This window comes from Sporosarcina ureilytica (assembly GCF_001753205.1).
Lineage (GTDB): Bacteria > Bacillota > Bacilli > Bacillales_A > Planococcaceae > Sporosarcina > Sporosarcina ureilytica.
Genome location: NZ_CP017560.1, coordinates 1,954,220 through 1,974,407, shown reverse-complemented (window position 1 = coordinate 1,974,407; position 20,188 = coordinate 1,954,220). Strand labels below are relative to the sequence as shown.

Here is a 20,188-nt window from a genome sequence, read left to right as displayed (position 1 = left end):
GTTTTTTTCAGTCTACTCTTTACATACGAAGAAAAGCTAAAGGGGTGTTGACATTGAAAAAACATCGGTTTTTATTGTTACTATTGATAAGTGTTTTTCTGTTTATAACTGCTTGCAGTGCATCTGAGTCTAAGAAAGATATGGTTGAATCAAGTGATTCTGAAGTTTGGTCAAATGACATGGCAGTAGAAAGGGATTCTGCGGCCTATGAGTCTGAAGAATATGTTGAAGAAAGCGAAGATGCTAGTGAGGGAATACATCACAGCGCAGATGATATCCCGACAGTTAGAATGATCATTCATAGAGCTTTTTTACAATTCCAAGTTGCGGATTTTGAAAAGGCGCAGCTGAATATTGAAAAGAAAGTTGCGAAATATAACGGCTATATCGTTGAGTCGAATGTGTATCACGAGGAAGATAAAACAATTAGCGGTAATATGATGCTAAGAATTCCCGAAAAGCATTTTCAATCGTTTTTAACAGATGCAGAAGGAGAAGCAACGGATATCATTCAGCGGAATGTAACAGGAGAAGATGTCACGGAACATTACGTCGATTTAGAAGCTAGGTTAAAATCGAAGCGCGTTTTAGAAGAAAGGCTGCTCACCTTTATGGAACAGGCTGAGAAAACAGAGGACTTATTAAAAATTTCATCTGACTTAGCGGTCGTTCAAGAAGAAATTGAAGTGATTGTTGGGAAAATGAAGTACCTGGAAAACCAAACAGCACTTTCAACAGTAGAAATTCATCTATTTGAAAATCGTATTGTTATTCCAGATATTGATCGTAAAGGGCTCGATACATGGGAGAAAACGAAAAAACAATTTACTACAAGTATCAACTATTTGCTTGCGTTTGCCTCTAGCCTTGTTGTCTTTTTCGTTGGGAATTTCCCGATACTTTTACTTTTACTAGTGATTATAAGTGGTGTTTATTTCTTCATTCGTCGGAAATAAACCGTAAAGAGTGATAATCCCTACCTTTTTACGAATAGACTAATTGACAACAAACAAATTTATCAAAAGGGGATACTAGATTGAGGCGTCAGGACATCATGCGAGTAGCAATTCTGTTCATTGGGATTGTACTTCTAATCAATGTTCTCCTTTTTCTATTTCGAGGAGGGCATGGAAGTTTAAGTAAGTCTATACCTGGAGATGAAATTGTCAATATTCATATCACGACTGATATTGGAGATATTCAAATCGCTCCGCATGATGGAGACGATATACGTGTGCATTTGGAAGGTAAAACAGCTGAGAAACCTACAAAAAATTACAAGCTAATCGTGAAAGAAAAGCACGATGAACTTACGGTTCGTGCGAAAACAAAAACGAAGTGGCTCCCTTTTCAAAAATCACCGGGGAGCTACACCGTGTTAATCGAACTACCTGCCAAACAATACGAACAACTCTATGTGGAAGCGGATGTTGCGAACGTTTATATTGAGGCAATTGCAGTTAGCAACTCTTTCGTTACGACAGGTGTCGGCAATATTACGTTGAGAAATGTAGCTGGCTCGCTAAATAGCGCAACCGAAGTAGGAGATAATACAATTGAACTGCCTACGATTACGGAAAACATATCTGCAACTTCAAGGGTAGGTAATGTTATCGTGAAAATGAAAGAAGTCCCGTTAGCTCTTCAATCAGACATTCATAATAGCGTTGGGAATACAACGATTAATTTACCAAATGCAGAAGAAGGGTCTATCGGGATAGATGGTCCGCTACTGAAATTAACAGTTGAAGTCGGGAATATCTCTGTTCTCCTAGTAGATGGGTGAATCATTGTGATGTTCTAAGTAAAATTGTTAAACAGAACTAAAAAAGCCGCGCAGGTCTAACTACTGGGCGGCACTTTGTATAGGAAAGTTATATATGAATCCCGCTTACTCTACTATTACGATAAAGCCTCTCTCTCGCTTCCGAATATTCTTTATCCAACTTATCGACATATTTGGCTGTACTTGTCACGGCTTTAATTGCACCAATCCCTTGACCACTGCCCCAAATATCTTTCCATGCTTTAGCACCATCTTCACCAAAATTCATTTTAGATGGATCGCTTTCAGGTAAATTGTCTGGATCTAATCCAGCAGCTTGAATAGATGGCTTCAAATAATTTCCATGGACGCCTGTAAATAGATTGCTATACACAATATCATCAGACGTACAGTCAACGATTGCCTGTTTATACGCTTCAGAAGCACGGGCTTCATCCGTCGCAATAAACGGGGAACCGATATAAGCAAAATCAGCGCCCATCGCCTGGGCGGCTAAAATTGAATCTCCCGTAGCGATTGATCCAGACAGAGCAAGTGGACCGTCGAACCACTCACGGATTTCTTGAACGAAAGCAAATGGACTTTTTACACCGGCATGTCCGCCAGCTCCAGCTGCAACTGCAACTAAACCATCGGCACCCTTTTCAACTGCTTTATGGGCAAAAGTATTATTAATCACATCATGAAACACAATCCCGCCATAGCTATGTGCAGCGTCGAATATTTCTTCACGAGCACCTAACGAAGAAATAATAATCGGAACTTTATATTTCACACATAATTCCATATCCTGTTCTAATCGTTCATTGGATCTATGGACAATTTGATTAATCGCGAATGGTGCTGCCGGGCAATCTGGATTTTTTGCGTTATAAGTTGCCAGTTCCTCGGTGATCTCCGCCAACCATTCATCTAGTTGGGCGGCAGGTCGTGCATTCAGTGCAGGCATTGAACCAATAATTCCTGCTTTACATTGTTCTATGACGAGCTTCGGATTGCTAATGATAAACATAGGTGCAGCAATGACAGGGATGCGTAAATGTTGAAGTGGTGATGGGATTTTTGACATGTATTGATCCTCCATTCAATTTATCTGCATTTTCGTTATGCCTTCTTCTATTATTAAAGAACTTTACGTCTAACTTTTCTGAGCACCTCCTCAATTGCTATCTAAATATACTAACTAGTTGGAATATAGCACAGATAAAGAGATTTGTATATAAGTAATTTGTATGCATGTGATTTTTAGGTATTCTACAAATGGTCGTGTGATGCTACAAATCACTGTAAAAAACTTCCGATTGAATAAATGAATACTTATGTATTATACTTAAGTTAAGAACACTTGTTCCTGAAGGGGGTTAATCATGAATTTACCAAAGCGAAATATTGTTTGCATTGATATGAGAAGTTTTTATGCAAGTTGTGCTGCGGTACTAGAAGGACTCGATGTCATGGAAACGCCTATTGCCATTATTGGTGATAAGAACCGGAAAGGGGGAGTTGTTCTCGCCGCCTCGCCGCCACTTAAAGAAAAGTTCGGCATTCAAACAGGTAATCGGCTATTTGAAATCCCGGACGACCCATCGATTCGTTTAATTGAGCCGAAAATGCAGTTTTTTATCGATGTATCGATGGAAATTACGCGTCTTCTGAATCAATACGTACCGAAAGAAGCCATCCATACGTATAGCATTGACGAAAGTTTTATTGACCTTGATGGAACAGAAAGATTATGGGGGCCACCAAAAGAGACGGTACGTCGTATTCGAGATGATCTTGTTCGTCAATTTCAATTAAATGCTGCATTTGGCATCGGGCCGAATCTTCTCCTATCAAAGTTAGCGCTTGATCTGGAAGCAAAAAAAGTAGGCATTGCCGAATGGACATATGAAGATGTTCCTGGAAAACTTTGGCCTGTCGCGCCGTTAAGTCGAATGTGGGGAATTGGCAGTCGACTAGAACGAACGTTAAATCATATGGGGATTTTTTCCGTAGGTGACTTAGCAAATACCTCCCTTGAAAAACTAGAAAAGAAATTTGGTGTAATGGGGAACCAACTTTATTATCATGCACACGGCATCGATTTATCAGATATGGGTCCTCTACTTCTTGAAGAACAAATTAGTTTTGGAAAAGGCCAAATGCTTTTTAGAGACTACGTGAAGCGTGAAGATATTTTAGTCGTTATTCTTGAGATGTGTGAAGATGTGGCGATGCGGGCGAGAAAAGCGAAAAAAGTAGGGTATACGGTCCATTTATCCGCCCAGTACTCTAAAAATGCATTTGGTGGTGGTTTTAATCGGTCACGTTCTATAGCTGAAGCAACCAACGATACGATGAAAATCTATCAGGTATGTGTGGATTTATTAGAGGAGTTTCATGATGGGCGACCAGTTCGTCGATTGTCGATTAGTTTAACGAAATTGGAAGATGAACATGTCATGCAACTAAGCTTATTTGACGAGCATAAATGGCGCAATCGAAAACTTGGCGAAACGATGGATATGCTCAGGAGTAAGTACGGTTCTACCGCGATACTACGCGCTGTTTCTTATACGAGGGCAGGCACCGCGGTGGAAAGATCTAAATTAATTGGGGGGCATTTTCGGTGACTAGGCGGGCAATGCGATTAAAATAAAAAACCACCATATGCCAATAGACATACAGTGGGATAATAAAACACATTAAATGAGCAAATCAAACAATGTGCTGTCTTTATTCACTTCTTTATAGGAAAACCCGGATTGATTCATCCGTTCAATGAGTCCTTCATAATCTTCGCTATATTTTAATTCGATGCCGACGAGTCCAGGACCGCTTTCTTTGTTGTTTTTCTTCGTATATTCAAAAGTGGTAATATCGTCATCCGGTCCTAGCACATTATCCAAAAACTGTCTTAAAGCGCCGGCCCGTTGCGGGAAATTAACGATGAAATAATAAAGTAACCCTTCGTAAATTAATGATTTCTCTTTGATTTCCTGCATTCTTCCAATATCATTATTCCCACCGCTAATGACACAAACAATCGATTTCCCTTTAATTTGATCTTTATAAAAGTCGAGTGCTGCGATTGGTAAAGCACCAGCGGGTTCAGCGATGATGGCATGCAAATTATATAAATCTAAAATAGTAGAACAAACTTTTCCTTCGGGCACAGGCACAATATCAGATAAATACTTCTGGCAAATGTCATACGTATGATTTCCAACACATTGTACGGCAGCACCATCCACAAACTTATCAATAGACGATAAAGGTGTCGCACTTCCAGCCTCAAAAGCCGCTTTCATACTTGCCGCGCCAGCAGGTTCAACCCCAATCATCTGTGTCATTGGCGAAACATTTTTGATGTATGTACTTAGCCCCGCCATGAGTCCGCCTCCGCCGATACTTGAAAATACATAATCAATTGGCTTCTCAATGTCGTTCATCACTTCAACCGCCACCGTTCCTTGTCCAGCGATAATATCTGTGTCATCGAAAGGATGAATAAACATTTTATCTTCAGTCGTTGCAAATGCCATGGCGGAGGTAAATGAATCATCGAAAGTATCGCCAATCAACACAATCTCTATATAATTACGCCCGAACATTTTCACTTGATTTACTTTTTGTTTTGGTGTCGTTTGCGGCATGAAGATTGTTCCATGAATCCCTAATTGCGCACAGGAATAAGCAACACCTTGGGCATGGTTGCCAGCACTCGCGCAAACAATTCCTTTTTCACGGGCTGCTTTTTCGACTTTTTTAATTTTGTAGTAAGCCCCGCGTAATTTAAAAGACCTCACATATTGCAAGTCTTCTCTTTTTATATAGACGTCACACGCGTACTTTTCAGAAAGCTGTTCATTTCTTTGTAAAGGTGTATGTGTTACTACATCTTTTAACAGATGATACGCTTTTAAAATATCTTCAACATGTAACGTATCAACTTCCGTTTCTTTAGTTGTCATGTTTATTCCCTCCGTCAATTCATAAAGATTTTATAATTGTAACATAAAACAACGCCTTGTGTAAATATTCACAAAAAACAATATAAAATTGAGTGCGAAAGTATTTAAAAAACCGGATAATTTCATATTGTTCCGACATTTGCTAAACTATATTATAGGTTCAATTTTTCAGGAAAAGTAGGGGGAGTTATGTGAAGGTATTACTGCAGTTAAGTTGGTTTTTCAAACAACAAAAAAAGCAATACATAGTTGGAATAGGCGCACTTGTTCTTGTATCTCTTTTACAATTACTACCGCCAAAAATTATTGGAATTATAGTAGATGATATTACGAGGAGCTCATTGACAGCTTCCGGGCTTACAAAGTGGCTAATCATTTTAGGTGTCGCGGGAATTCTTATGTATATCGCACGCTTTTATTGGCGGGTGATGATATTTGGGTCGGCTGTGCTATTGTCGCGTACGATGCGTGAAAAGCTGTTTAATCATTTTACACGGATGTCACCTTCTTTTTATCAAAAAAGACGTGTCGGAGACTTAATGGCACACGCAACGAACGACATCAATGCGGTTCAGCAAACAGCTGGAATGGGTGTATTAACATTAGTGGACTCGATTGCAACAGGGGGATTTGTTATTTTAACGATGGCCCTCACGATCAATTGGAAACTGACGCTAATCGCGCTTATTCCGTTGCCATTTATGATTTTTTTAACGAGTTACTATGGGCGTTTATTAAGACAAAGATTCCGTTTCGCCCAAGAAGCCTTTTCGAATTTGAATGATAAAACGCAGGAAAGTATTACGGGTATTAAAGTGATTAAAACATTTGGGCAGCAAAAAGAAGACATTGAAGATTTTACTGATTTATCTACAGATGTTGTTGCTAAAAATATGCGGGTTGCTAAAATAGATGCATTATTTGATCCGACCATTACGGGCATATTTGCAGTATCTTATATTTTATCGTTTTTCTTCGGAACGAAATATATCATTGCGGGCGACATGTCCATAGGTGATATGGTTGCCTTTAGTACTTATCTCGGGCTGCTGGTTTGGCCAATGTTGGCATTTGGATTTCTATTTAATATCGTTGAGCGCGGAAATGCCTCTTACAGCAGAATCACGGAGCTACTATCCATTACGCCTGAAATTAAAGACTTACCAGGTGCAATTAATGAACGGCCAAAAGGAGATTTGGAATTCGATGTAAAAGAATTCAAATTCCCTGGAGACGATGCGCCTGCTCTTGAAAATGTTCATTTCACTTTAAAGAAAGGTGAAACGTTAGGCATTGTGGGAAGAACGGGTTCAGGGAAGACAGCCATTTTGAAGTTATTACTTCGTGAATTTGAAGGATATAAAGGGAGTATTCAGTACGGAGGCCATTCCATTCATCAATATAAACAACAAAGTTTACGTGCGTCTATTGGTTATGTGCCACAAGATCATTTCTTATTTTCCACAACGATTGCGGAAAATATAGCTTTTACGAATCCTAAAATTGCAAAAGAAAAAATTTATGAAGCTGCCGAGCTTGCGCAAATCCATGAAGATATTCTCGGATTTACAGAAGGATATAACACAATCGTAGGGGAACGGGGCGTTTCATTATCAGGCGGTCAGCAACAAAGAGTTTCCATTGCGCGTGCATTGATTATGAATCCGGAACTATTAATCTTAGATGATTCACTCTCCGCTGTAGATGCAAGAACAGAGGAAGCTATTTTGGAAGCATTAAAACAAGCGCGTACAGATGAAACAACCATTATAACGTCTCACCGGTTAAGTGCAATTCAACATGCGCATAAAATTATTGTCATGCATGAAGGAACCGTAGCGGAAGCTGGAACGCATGAAGAGTTGCTGGAAATGGACGGTAAATATAAAGAGATGTACGACTTACAGCAACTTGAAGTAATGGTCGAACAGGGAGGTGAGGAGCAATGAATTCGGAAAAACAGCCTAAATTAACAGCAAAAGATCAGTGGATTGTTTTAAAAAGATTATTGCGTTATACAGTCCCTCATAAAGGCAGTATTGTCATTGCCCTCATCTTACTCTCTTTAACGATTACGGGTACAATTGTTGGTCCTTTAATCATTCAAAGGTTTATAGATAACAATTTGACACAGATGAATTTTCCAAAACAAGAAGTTATAGTCATTGCTGCAACCTATATTGGTATACAATTATTTATTGTCATCGTATCTTACTTTCAGTTAATTCGTTTTCATGACATTGCTTTGAAGATTATTCAGCAAATGAGAATTGATGTGTTTTCCAAAGTGCAAGGTCTTGGCATGACTTATTTTGACCAAACACCAGCAGGCAGTATCGTGTCACGGGTGACAAATGATACCGAATCCATTAAAGATATGTTTGTGAGTGTGATTGTGACATTTCTTCAGGCTGTCTTTGTTTTAATCGGTGTTTATATTGCTCTATTTTCATTAGATGTGAAATTAACCTTTATTTCATTGTTGCTTCTGCCATTGTTCTTACTTATTGTTTCGGTATACAGGCATTATAGTGCGGATTTTTATCAAGATATTCGAGAACGGCTGAGTCAATTAAATGCCAAAATTGCTGAATCCCTGTCTGGTATGGGGATGATACAAGCGTTTAGGCAAGAGGAAAGACTAGAACTTGAATTCGATGAGATCAATGAAAAGCATTATCGGGCAGGAATGCGTAATATCAAATTTGATGGTATTTTACTCAGTCCAGCAATCGATTTGCTCTATACAGGTGCCATTATTTTCGCCCTTGGGTATTTTGGATTTCTCTCATTAGAAACTTCAGTGGAAGTCGGAGTTCTTTACGCGTTCACAACGTTACTTGGACGTTTATTCCAACCCGTACAACAAGTCATGCAGCGTTTATCAATTTTCCAACAAGCGCTCGTGTCTGCGTCTCGGGTATTTAAGTTAATGGACGACACGAATATGGAACCTGAACAAAAGGTAGTTGAACATGCAAAAGTCGGCGAAGGAAAAATCGAATTTCGCGATGTGTCATTTTCGTATGATGGACAAACGGACGTCTTAAAAAACATTTCCTTTACAGCAAATGCGGGCGAAACGGTTGCACTCGTTGGGCATACGGGAAGTGGAAAAAGCTCAATTATCAATTTGCTCATGCGTTTTTACGAATTTGAGCGAGGAGAAATTTTAGTTGACGGTATTTCTTTGAAAGAATATCCCCCAGATGAATTACGTGAAAAGATGGGCCTTGTCCTACAAGATCCATTTATGTTTTACGGAGATATTGAAAGTAATATTCGTTTACACGATAAAGAAATGGCGGAAGAACAGGTGAGAGGTGCGGCAGAATTTGTAAGCGCAAATGATTTTATTGAAAAACTACCAGATAAATATTCACAAAAGGTTACAGAACGTGGCGCAACATTTTCAAGTGGTCAACGTCAATTAATCGCATTTGCGCGAACGATGGCAACGAATCCTAAAATACTTGTATTGGATGAGGCGACAGCAAATATTGATACAGAAACGGAAGTTGCCATTCAGGCAAGCTTAGAAAAAATGCGTAAAGGCCGGACAACGATTGCCATTGCACACCGATTAAGTACAATTCAAGATGCTGAACTCATCTTAGTTTTACATAAAGGTGAGATTGTTGAACGTGGCACGCATCAAGAGCTGTTAGCACAAAAAGGGTTATACCATATGATGTATGAGTTACAAAATAGTTCGGCGGAGAATGCGGGGTAATTATTTATTTAACTCCTAGTTATAAGAAAATCACTCTTTATAAAAGAGTGATTTTCTTTTTCACTTTATCGATACGTATACCAAACATACCAACCATTATGTTTATCTTTAATTACAAACATAATCCCTGAGGAAGCGCTCGCAGACGATAATAACTTGGGAAATTGAACTTTAATTAACCAAGAGTTATCGGCCACCCTGTTATTGCATAGCCTTTGAGCCATCTTAAAATAGGCCTCATCGTATGGGACTCCAATCAATGAGCGTAAAGGTATCGCTTCCTGTACTTCCCATTCACTGTATATATCATATGGATAGGCGTCTGGGATTAATTCATTTAGTTTTCGTGAAAGTTCCGCTTTATCCTTACTTGTTGTTTGGATTAACGCATCGGTAGTGGGGCATCTAGGTTTTAGATAGGGAAGATCCGTTGACTCGGCTTTAATATTTAAATTCATTATACAAAACAAAATACACTTAAATAGTATGATTTTCTTCATAACGTCACCTATTTGACTTAGACTTTTACATTGTATCAATTATATTTTGTCTGTTATTTTTAAAAACATACTTTTAATTAAATGTTTGTGTAAAACGAACGGAATAGTTAGCAAGCTATTTTGGCAGATTTAAAAGCCTGTCGCATCTGATCGGTGCTTTCCGCTTTTTATTCAATCCAGCTGCAAGCACCAGATGCTCGGGTCATAAGTCAATTCAACTACGTGGCAAACCCCGCCACTTCGTTGACTGACCTTATGCCTGTCGCATCTAAGCTGTGCTTTCCGCTTTTTATTATTGTTCACAAACCTTTCACAGTCAAAATAAGCGTAATATGGGGTTTCTTTTGATACGATGAAAGAAGTATTGTAGTAAAGGAGACGAGATGATGGGAACTGATTTGAATATGTTTTTTGCATTTGGAGCCGGCTTTTTAAGCTTCATTTCGCCTTGTACATTGCCGTTATATCCGGCGTTTCTTTCATACATAACGGGCATGTCGCTCGATGATTTACAATCCGACTCCAAGCGAATGACCAGTAGAGGGATGTTACATACCCTTTTCTTTTTAATAGGTTTTTCACTTATTTTTATCGCAATGGGATTCGGGTCTACGTTTCTCGGTACGTTTTTCCAAGAAAACATTGTCATTTTAAGACAAATCGGTGCGATTTTTATTGTGATCTTTGGACTTATGATTATCGGATTATTTACACCAGAGTTCCTAATGAAAGATCGTAAACTGCAATTTAAAAATAGACCAAGTGGCTATGTAGGGACATTGTTAATTGGGCTTGCCTTTGCTGCAGGTTGGACGCCTTGTTCAGGTCCAATTATCGGTGCGATTATCGGATTAGCAGGAACCAATCCAGGTTCTGGGATGTATTATATGATCGCATATGTTTTAGGGTTTGCGATTCCATTTTTCACCCTGTCATTTTTTGTAACCAAAATTGGTGCTATCCGTAAATACAGTGGCCCAATTATGAAATTCGGCGGATATATTATGATTGCCTTTGGGATTCTACTATTCTTTGACGGGATGACGTATATCATTAACTGGCTAAGCCCATTCTTTGGGGATTTCCAAGGTTTTTGATAAAAAGGGCCCAGTAGTTATACTGAGGCAAAACATATGATAAAACGTGGGTAACTGCCATTTGGGAGGAAGCTAAATGAAGACAATTCAGTCATATGAAGAATGGCAAATCGCTATAAAAAAGCACGACAGTTTATTATTATTCGTAAAAACAAATCATTGTTCAGTTTGTGAAGGACTATTTCCGCAGGTGAAAGCATTAAAAGAAAGTGATGCATTGCCTTTTTATGTCCTAAATATATCGGATGTACCTGAAATGGCCGGTCAACTATCATTGTTCACTGCCCCTGTTGTTCTCTTATATTATAAGGAAAAAGAATATGCACGATTTGCACGGTTTGTTCCAATGGAAGATTTAAAATACAGAATGCAAGAATTAATAGATGGGAGGGAACAGCGTGATTGAAGCACTATTTGCATCAATCCCTCCATTTTACTTAATTATTGGATCGACTGTAATGGCACTTTTTATGGGAATCTTAGCAATCATTGTACGTTCTAAATCGGCCAAACAACCTGTATCAGTGAAGAAAATTATATTACCGCCTGTTTTTATGTCGACGGGTGCACTGATGTTTATTTTTGAAGAATTTCGTGTAGCGCCGTTACAAATTATTGAAGCACTTATGGTTGGGATATTGTTTTCACTAATATTAATTAAAACGACAAACTTTGAAGTTCGAAACGAAGATATATTCATTAAAAGATCTAAAGCATTTGTATTTATCCTTTTTGGATTATTGCTTATTCGTTTAATAGGAAAATTAGTGTTAAGTAATACAGTAGACGTCGGCGAACTTGGCGGGATGTTTTGGATTCTAGCGTTTGGAATGATTGTTCCTTGGCGACTTGCCATGCTTATTAAATTTAAAAAACTTGAAAATACATTCTCGATTTAAAAAAAGAGTTGTCCTAGCGTCATAAACAATACGCTAGACACTCTTTTTTGTCTTATAGGCAACTAGTAATATGTTAGACAAAAAACTCCAACGCAATCTACCAGCGTTGGAGTTTATCGATTTTGAGAAGCTATATCGCGCTAAATATTATTTATTTCGCACTTAGTAAAAAGAACTCCTCATATGGTGTGACATCTATTTCCATTTCCGCTAGCTTTTTGCGGAGAAACCTATGGTCACGTTTAGGCGTTGCAATGATATATCCACGAATGATTACATCTAAGTCTACCTTTTTTAATTTTTCCTCGAGTGCTAGCTGTCCAATCTTTGCACCTATTTTTTGTTTGGCAACAGGTCGAAATAATTCCGGAACTGGACTACATAGTTCTTCTAATAACGCCTTTGCTTTGTCGTCCCAAAGATGCAGTGATTCATTTACATAGTATTCTTCCCAGTCAATGATTGATTTCCCGTCTTCTTTCGGAAACAATTTCAAAAACTTGCGAAACATAAAGAAGCCACCAATTGCGAATAGACCTACGAGTACAACGACCCAAAATAAGATAAACCAAAGAAACCAACCGTCAAGCATTCAATTCACCTCTTCTATACTAGTTAACATTATAAGAGAAAAATTGAAATAATTCACGGACAATGTTTCCTTTTTCATTTTTTCGTTCTATATCAAGAGTGAAAGGGAGATGTTAAGCATATCGGAAGCTTCACGTTTTTGTTGACACTTTGTCATATCACCCACGGTCCTTTGCTTGTTTGGTAGGGGACGTTACGTTATGATAGAGGCATCATGATCATTTATTAGTGAGGGAGAAGTTAATGCGCAATATTTTTAGAGTGCCTTTTGTACTCATATTTGTACTTTTGTTAACAGCTTGTTCAAGTAATGGATTTAAAGCCGATTATAAATTAAAAATCGAGCCATTTACTTTTACCAATCAACATCACGAAGAGGTATCGCTGGATGATTTAAAAGGACAAGTTTGGTTAGGGCAGTTTGTCTTTACAAATTGTGCAACTGTATGCGGACCAATGATGGTCAATATGACTAAACTTCAAGATGAACTTGTTAAAGAAAATGTTGAAGATTATAAAATCGTTTCATTTACAGTAGATCCCGCAGTCGATTCACCTGAAGTGTTACAAGAATACTTAGATATATTTGAGCCGGCTGATGAGTCGAAATGGGAAATGTTAACGGGTTACAGACAAGATACTATTGCGGAAATTGCTAAGAAATCATTTGCAACAATTGTTGCACCAGATCCAAATTCTAACCAAGTCACGCATGGTGTAAACTTTTATTTAGTTAATCGTGACGGAATCGTCGTAAAAATGTATAATGGAAGTATGGATGTTCAATATGAGGACATTGTAAAAGATATGAAAGCGTTAATTAAGCAAGGGGCTTAAACATTTTCACTTGTAAGTTAGGAGGAAAAGGATGAAGAAAACTAGAAACGGATTGTCGCTGAAGACAAAGGCACTACTTATCGTTTTGTTCATCCCGGTTGCTGTAACTGTATTCACTTTATCTGCTATCGTCTGGACAAGCATTAATCACCCTGATCTCCTAAAAAAATCGGCAAATTCATTATTAGATTTGCAAGACCGTCATAGTGATATGAAAATACCTGAAGAATATATTCCTATTTATATAGAGGCAGCAGAAACGTATAACGTTCCTTGGACGTTATTGGCTGCACATCATCGAATTGAAACAAAGTTTTCGACAATGGACCCTCTGCTATCACCGGCTGGTGCTGAAGGACATATGCAGTTTATGCCTTGTACTTTTGTTGGATGGAGTTATCCAGGTTGTGGTGGGCTCGGTAAAGGGAATATTCCTGAAGATGATAAAACAAACCCAGAAGTGATTGAACGGCACGGCGGCTACGGGGTAGATGCAAATGGAGATGGGATAGCAGACCCTTATGATATAGAAGATGCTATCTATAGTGCAGCGAATTATTTAGCAAAGAGTGGCGCTGCCAATAACGAAATTGAAAAAGCGATTTTTGATTATAATCGAAGTGAAAAATATGTACAAGATGTCCTATGGTTTTACAATAAGTTTGAAGAATCACGTGAAACGATAGAAGCGTCTTACTTTGGAAGTTAATTTCAGTTATTAATAAAGGATGAATCTCATGTGAATGGGATTCATCCTTTTTACTTTTTGAAAATTGAATTGTCTATCTTCCGAAACTAAATGGCGGTTTCCGTTTTTATCCTTTACGCATAGATTTTAAGAGTAGGCTTATAATAAATACGAATATAAGCGCGCCGATTAATGCGGGGAAGACGTAAAAGTCGGAAACTTTCCAACCCCATTGGCCGAGTAGTTTGCCACCAATCCACGCACCGATAATACCAGCAATAATATTACCGACAACACCACCTGGAATATCCCTACCTAATATAGCACCGGCTAGCCATCCAATAATACCGCCGATAATTAAAAACCATAAAAAACTAAACATAGAATATCCATCTCCTTCTAAATCAGTTATTCTATGTTATGACCATTTTTAAAAGTTTTAAACAACTAAATTTTGATTATCGTACGACTGTTGCATTGAGTGTGTTTTCAAAATGACTTAATGCCCACTCATGACCAGCTTCGTTAAAGCTTGCAACTCCTTTTTCATGAATAAAAATATCAAACCCTTTATTATACGCGTCTACTGAGGTATGTAAAATACAAATATCTGTACAAACGCCGACAAGATGTAGCTCAGTTATTCTGCGAGCCCGAAGTTGTAATTCAAGGTCCGTTCCCGCAAATGCACTAAATCTAGTTTTATCCATCCAAACCACTTTCTCTTTGTTCTGTTCATAAACTTGTTGAAGCGACCCGTATAAATTTCTTCCAGCCGTACCGCGAATATTATGCGGTGGGAAAGGTTTTGTTTCGGGATGAAATGGGTCATTCAATTCATGTACATCAACAGGGAAGACCACAAATTGTTCCTCATCGATAAACTGTTTGGTTAAAGATGAAATATAAGATTCAAGTGCTCTCCCAGGTTCTCCGCAACTTAATGCTCCTTCTTCTGCAACAAAATCAACCGTATAATCAATAACAAGTAAGGCTTTTTTCAATTCGAATCAACTCCATTTTCTGTTTATTTCTATCATGCCACATTGATAATAGATTGTCATCAGAAGTTACCAAATCGTAATAACCATGTTATGACTTGAGCTTAAAGCTAGGGTAACCGCTTGCATTCCAGTGTTTTCTACAGGTCATTAATTTTACTTATGAGAATCTATAAAGTTATTGTATTTTACTTATGTGCTAGACTATTATATGATTAAGTAGAGAAAAGACGCTTTTTAACCGCCTTTTCAGTAGATATTAGGAGGAAATTAAATGGCTAAAAGTAATTTACACAACAGTCGTACTTCTTTCGAGCTTGATGGTAAGACGTATAATTACTATCGTTTAAAAGCAATTGAAGAAGCTGGCATTGCAAACATCTCTAAACTTCCTTATTCAATCAAAGTGCTACTTGAATCTGTACTAAGACAACACGATGGCTATGTCATACAAGACAACCACGTTGCAAACCTTGCGAAATGGGGAACGGATGCTGATCCAAACGGTGAAGTACCATTTAAACCATCTCGTGTTATTCTTCAAGACTTTACAGGAGTTCCAGTTGTTGTTGACTTAGCTTCACTTCGTCAAGCAATGGCTGACATGGGTGGTAATCCAGATAAGATTAACCCAGAAATTCCAGTAGACCTAGTTATTGACCACTCAGTACAAGTAGATAGCTACGGAAATGAGTCAGCACTTCAATTGAACATGGAACTTGAGTTCAAACGTAATGCTGAGCGTTATCAGTTCCTAAGCTGGGCACAAAAAGCGTATGACAATTACCGCGCAGTTCCACCTGCAACAGGAATTGTTCACCAAGTAAACCTAGAGTATTTAGCAAATGTTGTTCATGCAGTTGAAAATGAAGACGGTACATTTGAAGCGTACCCAGATACGCTCGTTGGAACGGACTCACATACAACGATGATTAACGGTATGGGTATTCTTGGATGGGGTGTTGGTGGTATTGAGGCTGAAGCAGGAATGCTTGGGCAACCTTCCTACTTCCCATTACCAGAAGTTGTTGGGGTTAAGCTTGTTGGAGAACTTCCAAATGGAACAACTGCAACTGACCTTGCATTAAAAGTAACACAAACATTACGTGAACACGGCGTTGTAGGAAAATTTGTAGAATATTTCGGACCAGGTGTAGCAAAATTACCACTCGCAGACCGTGCAACAATTGCAAACATGGCGCCTGAATACGGTGCAACTTGTGGATTCTTCCCAGTAGACGAAGAAACACTTGACTACATGCGTTTAACAGGCCGTGAGGAAGAGCAAGTTCAAGTTGTTAAACAATATTTAATTGAAAACGATATGTTCTTCACACCAGATAAAGAAGAGCCAACATATACAGACATTATCGAAATCGATCTTTCAAAAGTTGAACCAAACCTTGCAGGACCAAAACGTCCACAAGATTTAATTCCACTTTCAGAAATGCAACGTTCATTTAACGATGCGGTTGTTGCACCTGAAGGGAACCAAGGATTCGGTTTATCTCCAAATGAATTATCGAAAAAAGGAACAATCGAATTCGAAGATGGACGTAAGGTTGAAATCAAAACGGGCGACCTTGCACTCGCAGCAATTACATCATGTACGAACACATCTAACCCATACGTTATGTTAGGTGCGGGACTTGTGGCGAAAAAAGCTGTCGAAAAAGGGCTGAAACCAGCACCGTATGTCAAAACATCACTTGCACCAGGTTCTAAAGTTGTTACAGGTTACTTACAAGATTCCGGTTTACTGACATACTTGGAGCAAATCGGCTTTAACTTAGTAGGATATGGTTGTACGACTTGTATCGGTAACTCAGGACCACTTTTACCTGAAATCGAGAAAACAATAATTGAAGAAGATTTACTAGTTTCTTCAGTACTTTCGGGTAACCGTAACTTTGAAGGGCGTATTCACCCACTAGTAAAAGCAAACTACTTAGCTTCACCGCCATTAGTTGTTGCTTATGCACTTGCTGGAACAGTTGATATCGACCTTCAAAACGACCCAATCGGTCAAGATAAAGATGGTAATGATGTATTCTTCAAAGACATCTGGCCAACAACTGAAGAAGTTGCAGAAGCTGTTAAATCAACAGTAACACCTGAACTCTTCCGTAAAGAGTATGCACGTGTATTCACTGAGAACGAAGCGTGGAATGCGATTGAAACGACTGACGATTCACTATACAACTTTGATGATGAGTCAACATACATTCAAAACCCACCATTCTTCGAAGGACTCTCAAAAGAGCCTGCTGATATCGAAGGCCTAAACGGCTTACGTGTTATCGGTAAGTTCGGGGATTCAATTACGACAGACCATATTTCTCCAGCAGGTGCAATCGGTAAAGATACACCAGCCGGTAAATATTTAACGGATCGCGGAGTAAATCCACGTTTCTTCAACTCATACGGTTCCCGTCGTGGTAACCACGAAGTGATGATGCGTGGTACATTCGCAAATATCCGTATTCGTAACCAAATTGCAAAAGGTACTGAAGGCGGATTCACGACGTACTGGCCAACAAAAGAAATTATGCCAATTTACGATGCTGCCATGAAATACCAAGCAGATGGTACAGGTCTTGCAATTATTACAGGTAAAGACTACGGAATGGGTTCTTCACGTGACTGGGCTGCAAAAGGAACATCCTTACTCGGCATTAAAACGGTTATCGCTGAGAGCTATGAGCGTATTCACCGTTCAAACCTTGTCATGATGGGTGTGCTACCACTTCAATTCATGAAAGGTGAAAGTGCTGAAACACTTGGCTTAACAGGCGAGGAGGAAATTAGCGTAAACATTACGGATAATGTTAAACCACGTGACATCCTCAAGGTAACAGCAACTGCGAAAGACGGTTCAGTGAAAGAATTCGACGTCCTTGCACGTTTCGATTCTGACGTTGAGGTAGATTACTACCGCCACGGTGGTATTTTACAAATGGTTCTTCGCGACAAAATGAAAGACAACAAAGTAACTAATTAAGTGATTTTTAAAACTGTAGATAAGGTCCCACGTGACTTTATCTACAGTTTTTTGTCATTCATATGAATCAATTTCATAATTACCTAAAACCGCTAAGCTGATACAGTATATAGTTAAGAACGTTTTAACTTAACAGAGGCAATTTCATAATTGCCCAAACTATATATTGTATCGGCGCAGCGAAAAGATTGGATTATGAAATTGACTAATGTAAAAAGAAATACATATTTAAAAGCGTCCTACACCATTTATGGTAAACCTTTTGTATAATGAAGAAAGAGGTGATTCAATTGTTTATAAGTGAAAAAGAGATAGAAATTCGCTATGCAGAAACAGATCAAATGGGTGTTGTTTATCATGCAAATTATTTAGTATGGATGGAAATTGGACGAACCGCATTGATACAAGATCTCGGCTTTACATATGCAGGATTAGAAAAAGAAGGTTATTTATCTCCTGTGACGGATTTATCGATACAGTACAAGGCAGCCATGCGTTATGGCCAAGTGGCAACAATCCGTACTTGGGTTGAGACACATGGACGTTTACGCACGACGTACGGCTATGAGATTTTACATGAAGATGGTACGGTTGCAGCAACTGCTCTATCTGAACATGTTTTAGTGAAAAAAGATAATTTTAGACCCGTATCTTTAAGTAAAGTAGATCCTGCTTGGGAAGCGAAATATCAAGAAGTGAAAAGGGTTCAAGTCTAATGGCATTCGGCATTAATCGACAAGAGTTGATCGCTTGGAAAGAGGCAGTTGCAGCTGGTGAAATCGCGTTTTTAACGCATTATTGGCTGGATGAACGTTTTCCAAACTGTAAAACGGTTACAAAAGCAGGCTGTGGAAATATTGTGAGACTTGCGGAATGGGGCGAGAAATACGGTCTTAAGCGTGAGTGGATTGATATGCGAGATGATTATCCTCATTTTGATTTGTTTGGGGAACATGAGAAGCGAATTTTAATAAAAGAAGGATTAACCGACCAGTTAAGACGGTTTAATTTATTATAAATGCCTTTCATTAGGTTCGAGGAGTCTGTTTTGCATAAAAAAAATCGTGAGAGCATGAAACTCTCACGATTTCTTATAGAAATAAGACAATTCTTGTAGTTTTGGATTGACGTCAACAATTAAATCGTGTCCATCGAAAAACCATTCATCTCTGCTTTCGATATAATAAAGGACACCTTCTTTTTCTATCTGTACAGAGGCTTCGTCAGGTTCAATTTTAGTTACACCTAAAGAAAACCCCTCATGTAGTGGACTCGAGCCGCCGTATCTTGCGAAAAAACGAATTGCCTCGCCTTTACTTACATCCATTTCGTTCGTAAACCACTTTAATGCTTCATCGCTCAAAACAATGTTCATTGACAATCCCGCCTATCACGTTCATTCTATTACTTTAACCAAGTTATTTTTGGTTCAGTCCCCGCACGGATCCTTGCAATATTTTCACGATGTCTGTAAAAAATAAATAGCGTTAAAAGACCTATGACGATTAACAATGAAAAATCACCTGTATTAAAAAAATAAACAACACTATAAATAATGCCAACGATTGCGACTGTCATCGAAGTAAAGGAGACCATTTTTGATAATTTTAAAACGATAAAAAAGATAATAATGACAAGTAGAAATACTGGCCAATGATACCCTAATACAACACCACCTGAAGTAGCGACTGCCTTCCCACCTATGAAGTTAGCGAAAATCGGATACATATGTCCGACAACTGAAATCAGTCCTAAAATTAGTGGATGAATCGTTGTTTCCGAAAAAAACGGAAGTAAAGGAAGTAGTGTTGCAGCTGTTCCTTTTAAAATATCTAATAATGTTACGATGAAACCGGCAGTTTTTCCAAGTACACGAAATGTATTCGTTGCTCCAAGGTTACCGCTGCCATGTTCGCGAACATCTACTTTGTAAAACCATTTGCCAACCCATAATGCAGAAGGGATAGAGCCCAGAATATAAGCGGCAAAAATCATTATGAATAAATCCATGACGTACTCCTCACTTTGTTGTCTAAGTATGCATTAAGTTTATCAGAACTATGGTCATGCGACAATGGCAGTTATATGATATGAGGTGT

Annotated in this window: 20 protein-coding genes; 13 read left to right on the top strand and 7 right to left on the bottom strand. The window is 38.5% G+C overall.

What is annotated here, in order from left to right:
- The first annotated feature begins 44 nt into the window (after positions 1-44).
- Together BI350_RS09720 and BI350_RS09715 are read left to right on the top strand one after the other, a co-directional pair.
- Positions 45-956: a DUF4349 domain-containing protein gene (locus BI350_RS09720; RefSeq protein ID WP_425423227.1), complete on the top strand. Its 912-nt coding sequence runs from the start codon at positions 45-47 to the stop codon at positions 954-956.
- An 80-nt stretch (positions 957-1,036) separates the two neighbouring features.
- On the top strand, positions 1,037-1,786 hold the full coding sequence (locus tag BI350_RS09715) for a DUF4097 family beta strand repeat-containing protein (RefSeq protein WP_075527923.1): 750 nt from the start codon (positions 1,037-1,039) through the stop codon (positions 1,784-1,786).
- An 88-nt stretch (positions 1,787-1,874) separates the two neighbouring features.
- On the opposite strand, the gene BI350_RS09710 is transcribed toward BI350_RS09715, so the two are convergent.
- Entirely contained in the window at positions 1,875-2,855 is a 981-nt protein-coding gene (locus tag BI350_RS09710; RefSeq protein ID WP_075527922.1) for an NAD(P)H-dependent flavin oxidoreductase, read from the bottom strand.
- Between the two features lie 298 nt (positions 2,856-3,153).
- Between BI350_RS09710 and BI350_RS09705 the strand changes: the two genes are divergently transcribed.
- The gene (locus tag BI350_RS09705; RefSeq protein WP_075527921.1) at positions 3,154-4,401 is read left to right on the top strand and encodes a Y-family DNA polymerase; all 1,248 of its coding nucleotides are present in this window, start codon (positions 3,154-3,156) and stop codon (positions 4,399-4,401) included.
- Positions 4,402-4,473: 72 nt separating this feature from the next.
- On the opposite strand, the gene ilvA is transcribed toward BI350_RS09705, so the two are convergent.
- Complete coding sequence (gene ilvA / locus BI350_RS09700) at positions 4,474-5,742, bottom strand: threonine ammonia-lyase IlvA (RefSeq protein ID WP_075527920.1); 1,269 nt, start codon at positions 5,740-5,742, stop codon at positions 4,474-4,476.
- A 191-nt stretch (positions 5,743-5,933) separates the two neighbouring features.
- Between ilvA and BI350_RS09695 the strand changes: the two genes are divergently transcribed.
- The 5 genes from BI350_RS09695 (at position 5,934) to BI350_RS09670 (ending at position 11,971) form a co-directional block, all read left to right on the top strand.
- Positions 5,934-7,691 carry an ABC transporter ATP-binding protein gene (locus tag BI350_RS09695; RefSeq protein ID WP_075527919.1) on the top strand — a complete coding sequence of 586 codons (1,758 nt, stop codon included), beginning with the start codon at positions 5,934-5,936 and terminating at the stop codon, positions 7,689-7,691.
- Positions 7,688-9,475, top strand: coding sequence for an ABC transporter ATP-binding protein (locus BI350_RS09690; protein ID WP_075527918.1), 1,788 nt, complete (start codon positions 7,688-7,690; stop codon positions 9,473-9,475). Before BI350_RS09695 ends, BI350_RS09690 begins: the two co-directional genes overlap by 4 nt.
- Before the next feature lie 886 nt (positions 9,476-10,361).
- Positions 10,362-11,072: a cytochrome c biogenesis CcdA family protein gene (locus tag BI350_RS09680; protein ID WP_075527916.1), complete on the top strand. Its 711-nt coding sequence runs from the start codon at positions 10,362-10,364 to the stop codon at positions 11,070-11,072.
- A gap of 76 nt (positions 11,073-11,148) precedes the next feature.
- Positions 11,149-11,478 carry a thioredoxin family protein gene (locus BI350_RS09675; RefSeq protein WP_075527915.1) on the top strand — a complete coding sequence of 110 codons (330 nt, stop codon included), beginning with the start codon at positions 11,149-11,151 and terminating at the stop codon, positions 11,476-11,478.
- 52 nt (positions 11,479-11,530) lie between these two features.
- Complete coding sequence (locus BI350_RS09670) at positions 11,531-11,971, top strand: CcdC family protein (RefSeq protein ID WP_245698336.1); 441 nt, start codon at positions 11,531-11,533, stop codon at positions 11,969-11,971.
- A 151-nt stretch (positions 11,972-12,122) separates the two neighbouring features.
- On the opposite strand, the gene BI350_RS09665 is transcribed toward BI350_RS09670, so the two are convergent.
- Positions 12,123-12,563 carry a DUF2621 family protein gene (locus BI350_RS09665; protein ID WP_075527913.1) on the bottom strand — a complete coding sequence of 147 codons (441 nt, stop codon included), beginning with the start codon at positions 12,561-12,563 and terminating at the stop codon, positions 12,123-12,125.
- Between the two features lie 242 nt (positions 12,564-12,805).
- Between BI350_RS09665 and BI350_RS09660 the strand changes: the two genes are divergently transcribed.
- Positions 12,806-13,399, top strand: coding sequence for an SCO family protein (locus BI350_RS09660; RefSeq protein ID WP_075527912.1), 594 nt, complete (start codon positions 12,806-12,808; stop codon positions 13,397-13,399).
- Positions 13,400-13,430: 31 nt separating this feature from the next.
- Positions 13,431-14,108 (top strand): lytic transglycosylase domain-containing protein, encoded by a 678-nt coding sequence (locus tag BI350_RS09655; protein ID WP_075527911.1) that lies wholly within the window; start codon positions 13,431-13,433, stop codon positions 14,106-14,108.
- 106 nt (positions 14,109-14,214) lie between these two features.
- Here the strand turns inward: BI350_RS09655 and BI350_RS09650 are convergent, their stop codons facing one another.
- Together BI350_RS09650 and BI350_RS09645 are read right to left on the bottom strand one after the other, a co-directional pair.
- The gene (locus BI350_RS09650; protein ID WP_075527910.1) at positions 14,215-14,469 is read right to left on the bottom strand and encodes a GlsB/YeaQ/YmgE family stress response membrane protein; all 255 of its coding nucleotides are present in this window, start codon (positions 14,467-14,469) and stop codon (positions 14,215-14,217) included.
- Between the two features lie 76 nt (positions 14,470-14,545).
- Positions 14,546-15,091 carry a cysteine hydrolase family protein gene (locus BI350_RS09645; RefSeq protein ID WP_075527909.1) on the bottom strand — a complete coding sequence of 182 codons (546 nt, stop codon included), beginning with the start codon at positions 15,089-15,091 and terminating at the stop codon, positions 14,546-14,548.
- A gap of 271 nt (positions 15,092-15,362) precedes the next feature.
- Here BI350_RS09645 and acnA point away from each other — a divergent pair, with 271 nt between their 5' ends.
- From acnA to BI350_RS09630, 3 genes are all read left to right on the top strand, one after another.
- Complete coding sequence (gene acnA, locus BI350_RS09640) at positions 15,363-18,089, top strand: aconitate hydratase AcnA (RefSeq protein ID WP_075527908.1); 2,727 nt, start codon at positions 15,363-15,365, stop codon at positions 18,087-18,089.
- A gap of 290 nt (positions 18,090-18,379) precedes the next feature.
- Positions 18,380-18,805 (top strand): acyl-CoA thioesterase, encoded by a 426-nt coding sequence (locus BI350_RS09635; RefSeq protein WP_075527907.1) that lies wholly within the window; start codon positions 18,380-18,382, stop codon positions 18,803-18,805.
- The gene (locus BI350_RS09630; protein WP_075527906.1) at positions 18,805-19,107 is read left to right on the top strand and encodes a hypothetical protein; all 303 of its coding nucleotides are present in this window, start codon (positions 18,805-18,807) and stop codon (positions 19,105-19,107) included. Before BI350_RS09635 ends, BI350_RS09630 begins: the two co-directional genes overlap by 1 nt.
- Positions 19,108-19,170: 63 nt before the next feature.
- Here the strand turns inward: BI350_RS09630 and BI350_RS09625 are convergent, their stop codons facing one another.
- Together BI350_RS09625 and plsY are read right to left on the bottom strand one after the other, a co-directional pair.
- Entirely contained in the window at positions 19,171-19,464 is a 294-nt protein-coding gene (locus BI350_RS09625) for a HesB/YadR/YfhF family protein (protein ID WP_075527905.1), read from the bottom strand.
- Positions 19,465-19,493: 29 nt separating this feature from the next.
- On the bottom strand, positions 19,494-20,099 hold the full coding sequence (plsY, locus tag BI350_RS09620) for a glycerol-3-phosphate 1-O-acyltransferase PlsY (protein ID WP_075527904.1): 606 nt from the start codon (positions 20,097-20,099) through the stop codon (positions 19,494-19,496).
- Positions 20,100-20,188: the final 89 nt, after the last annotated feature.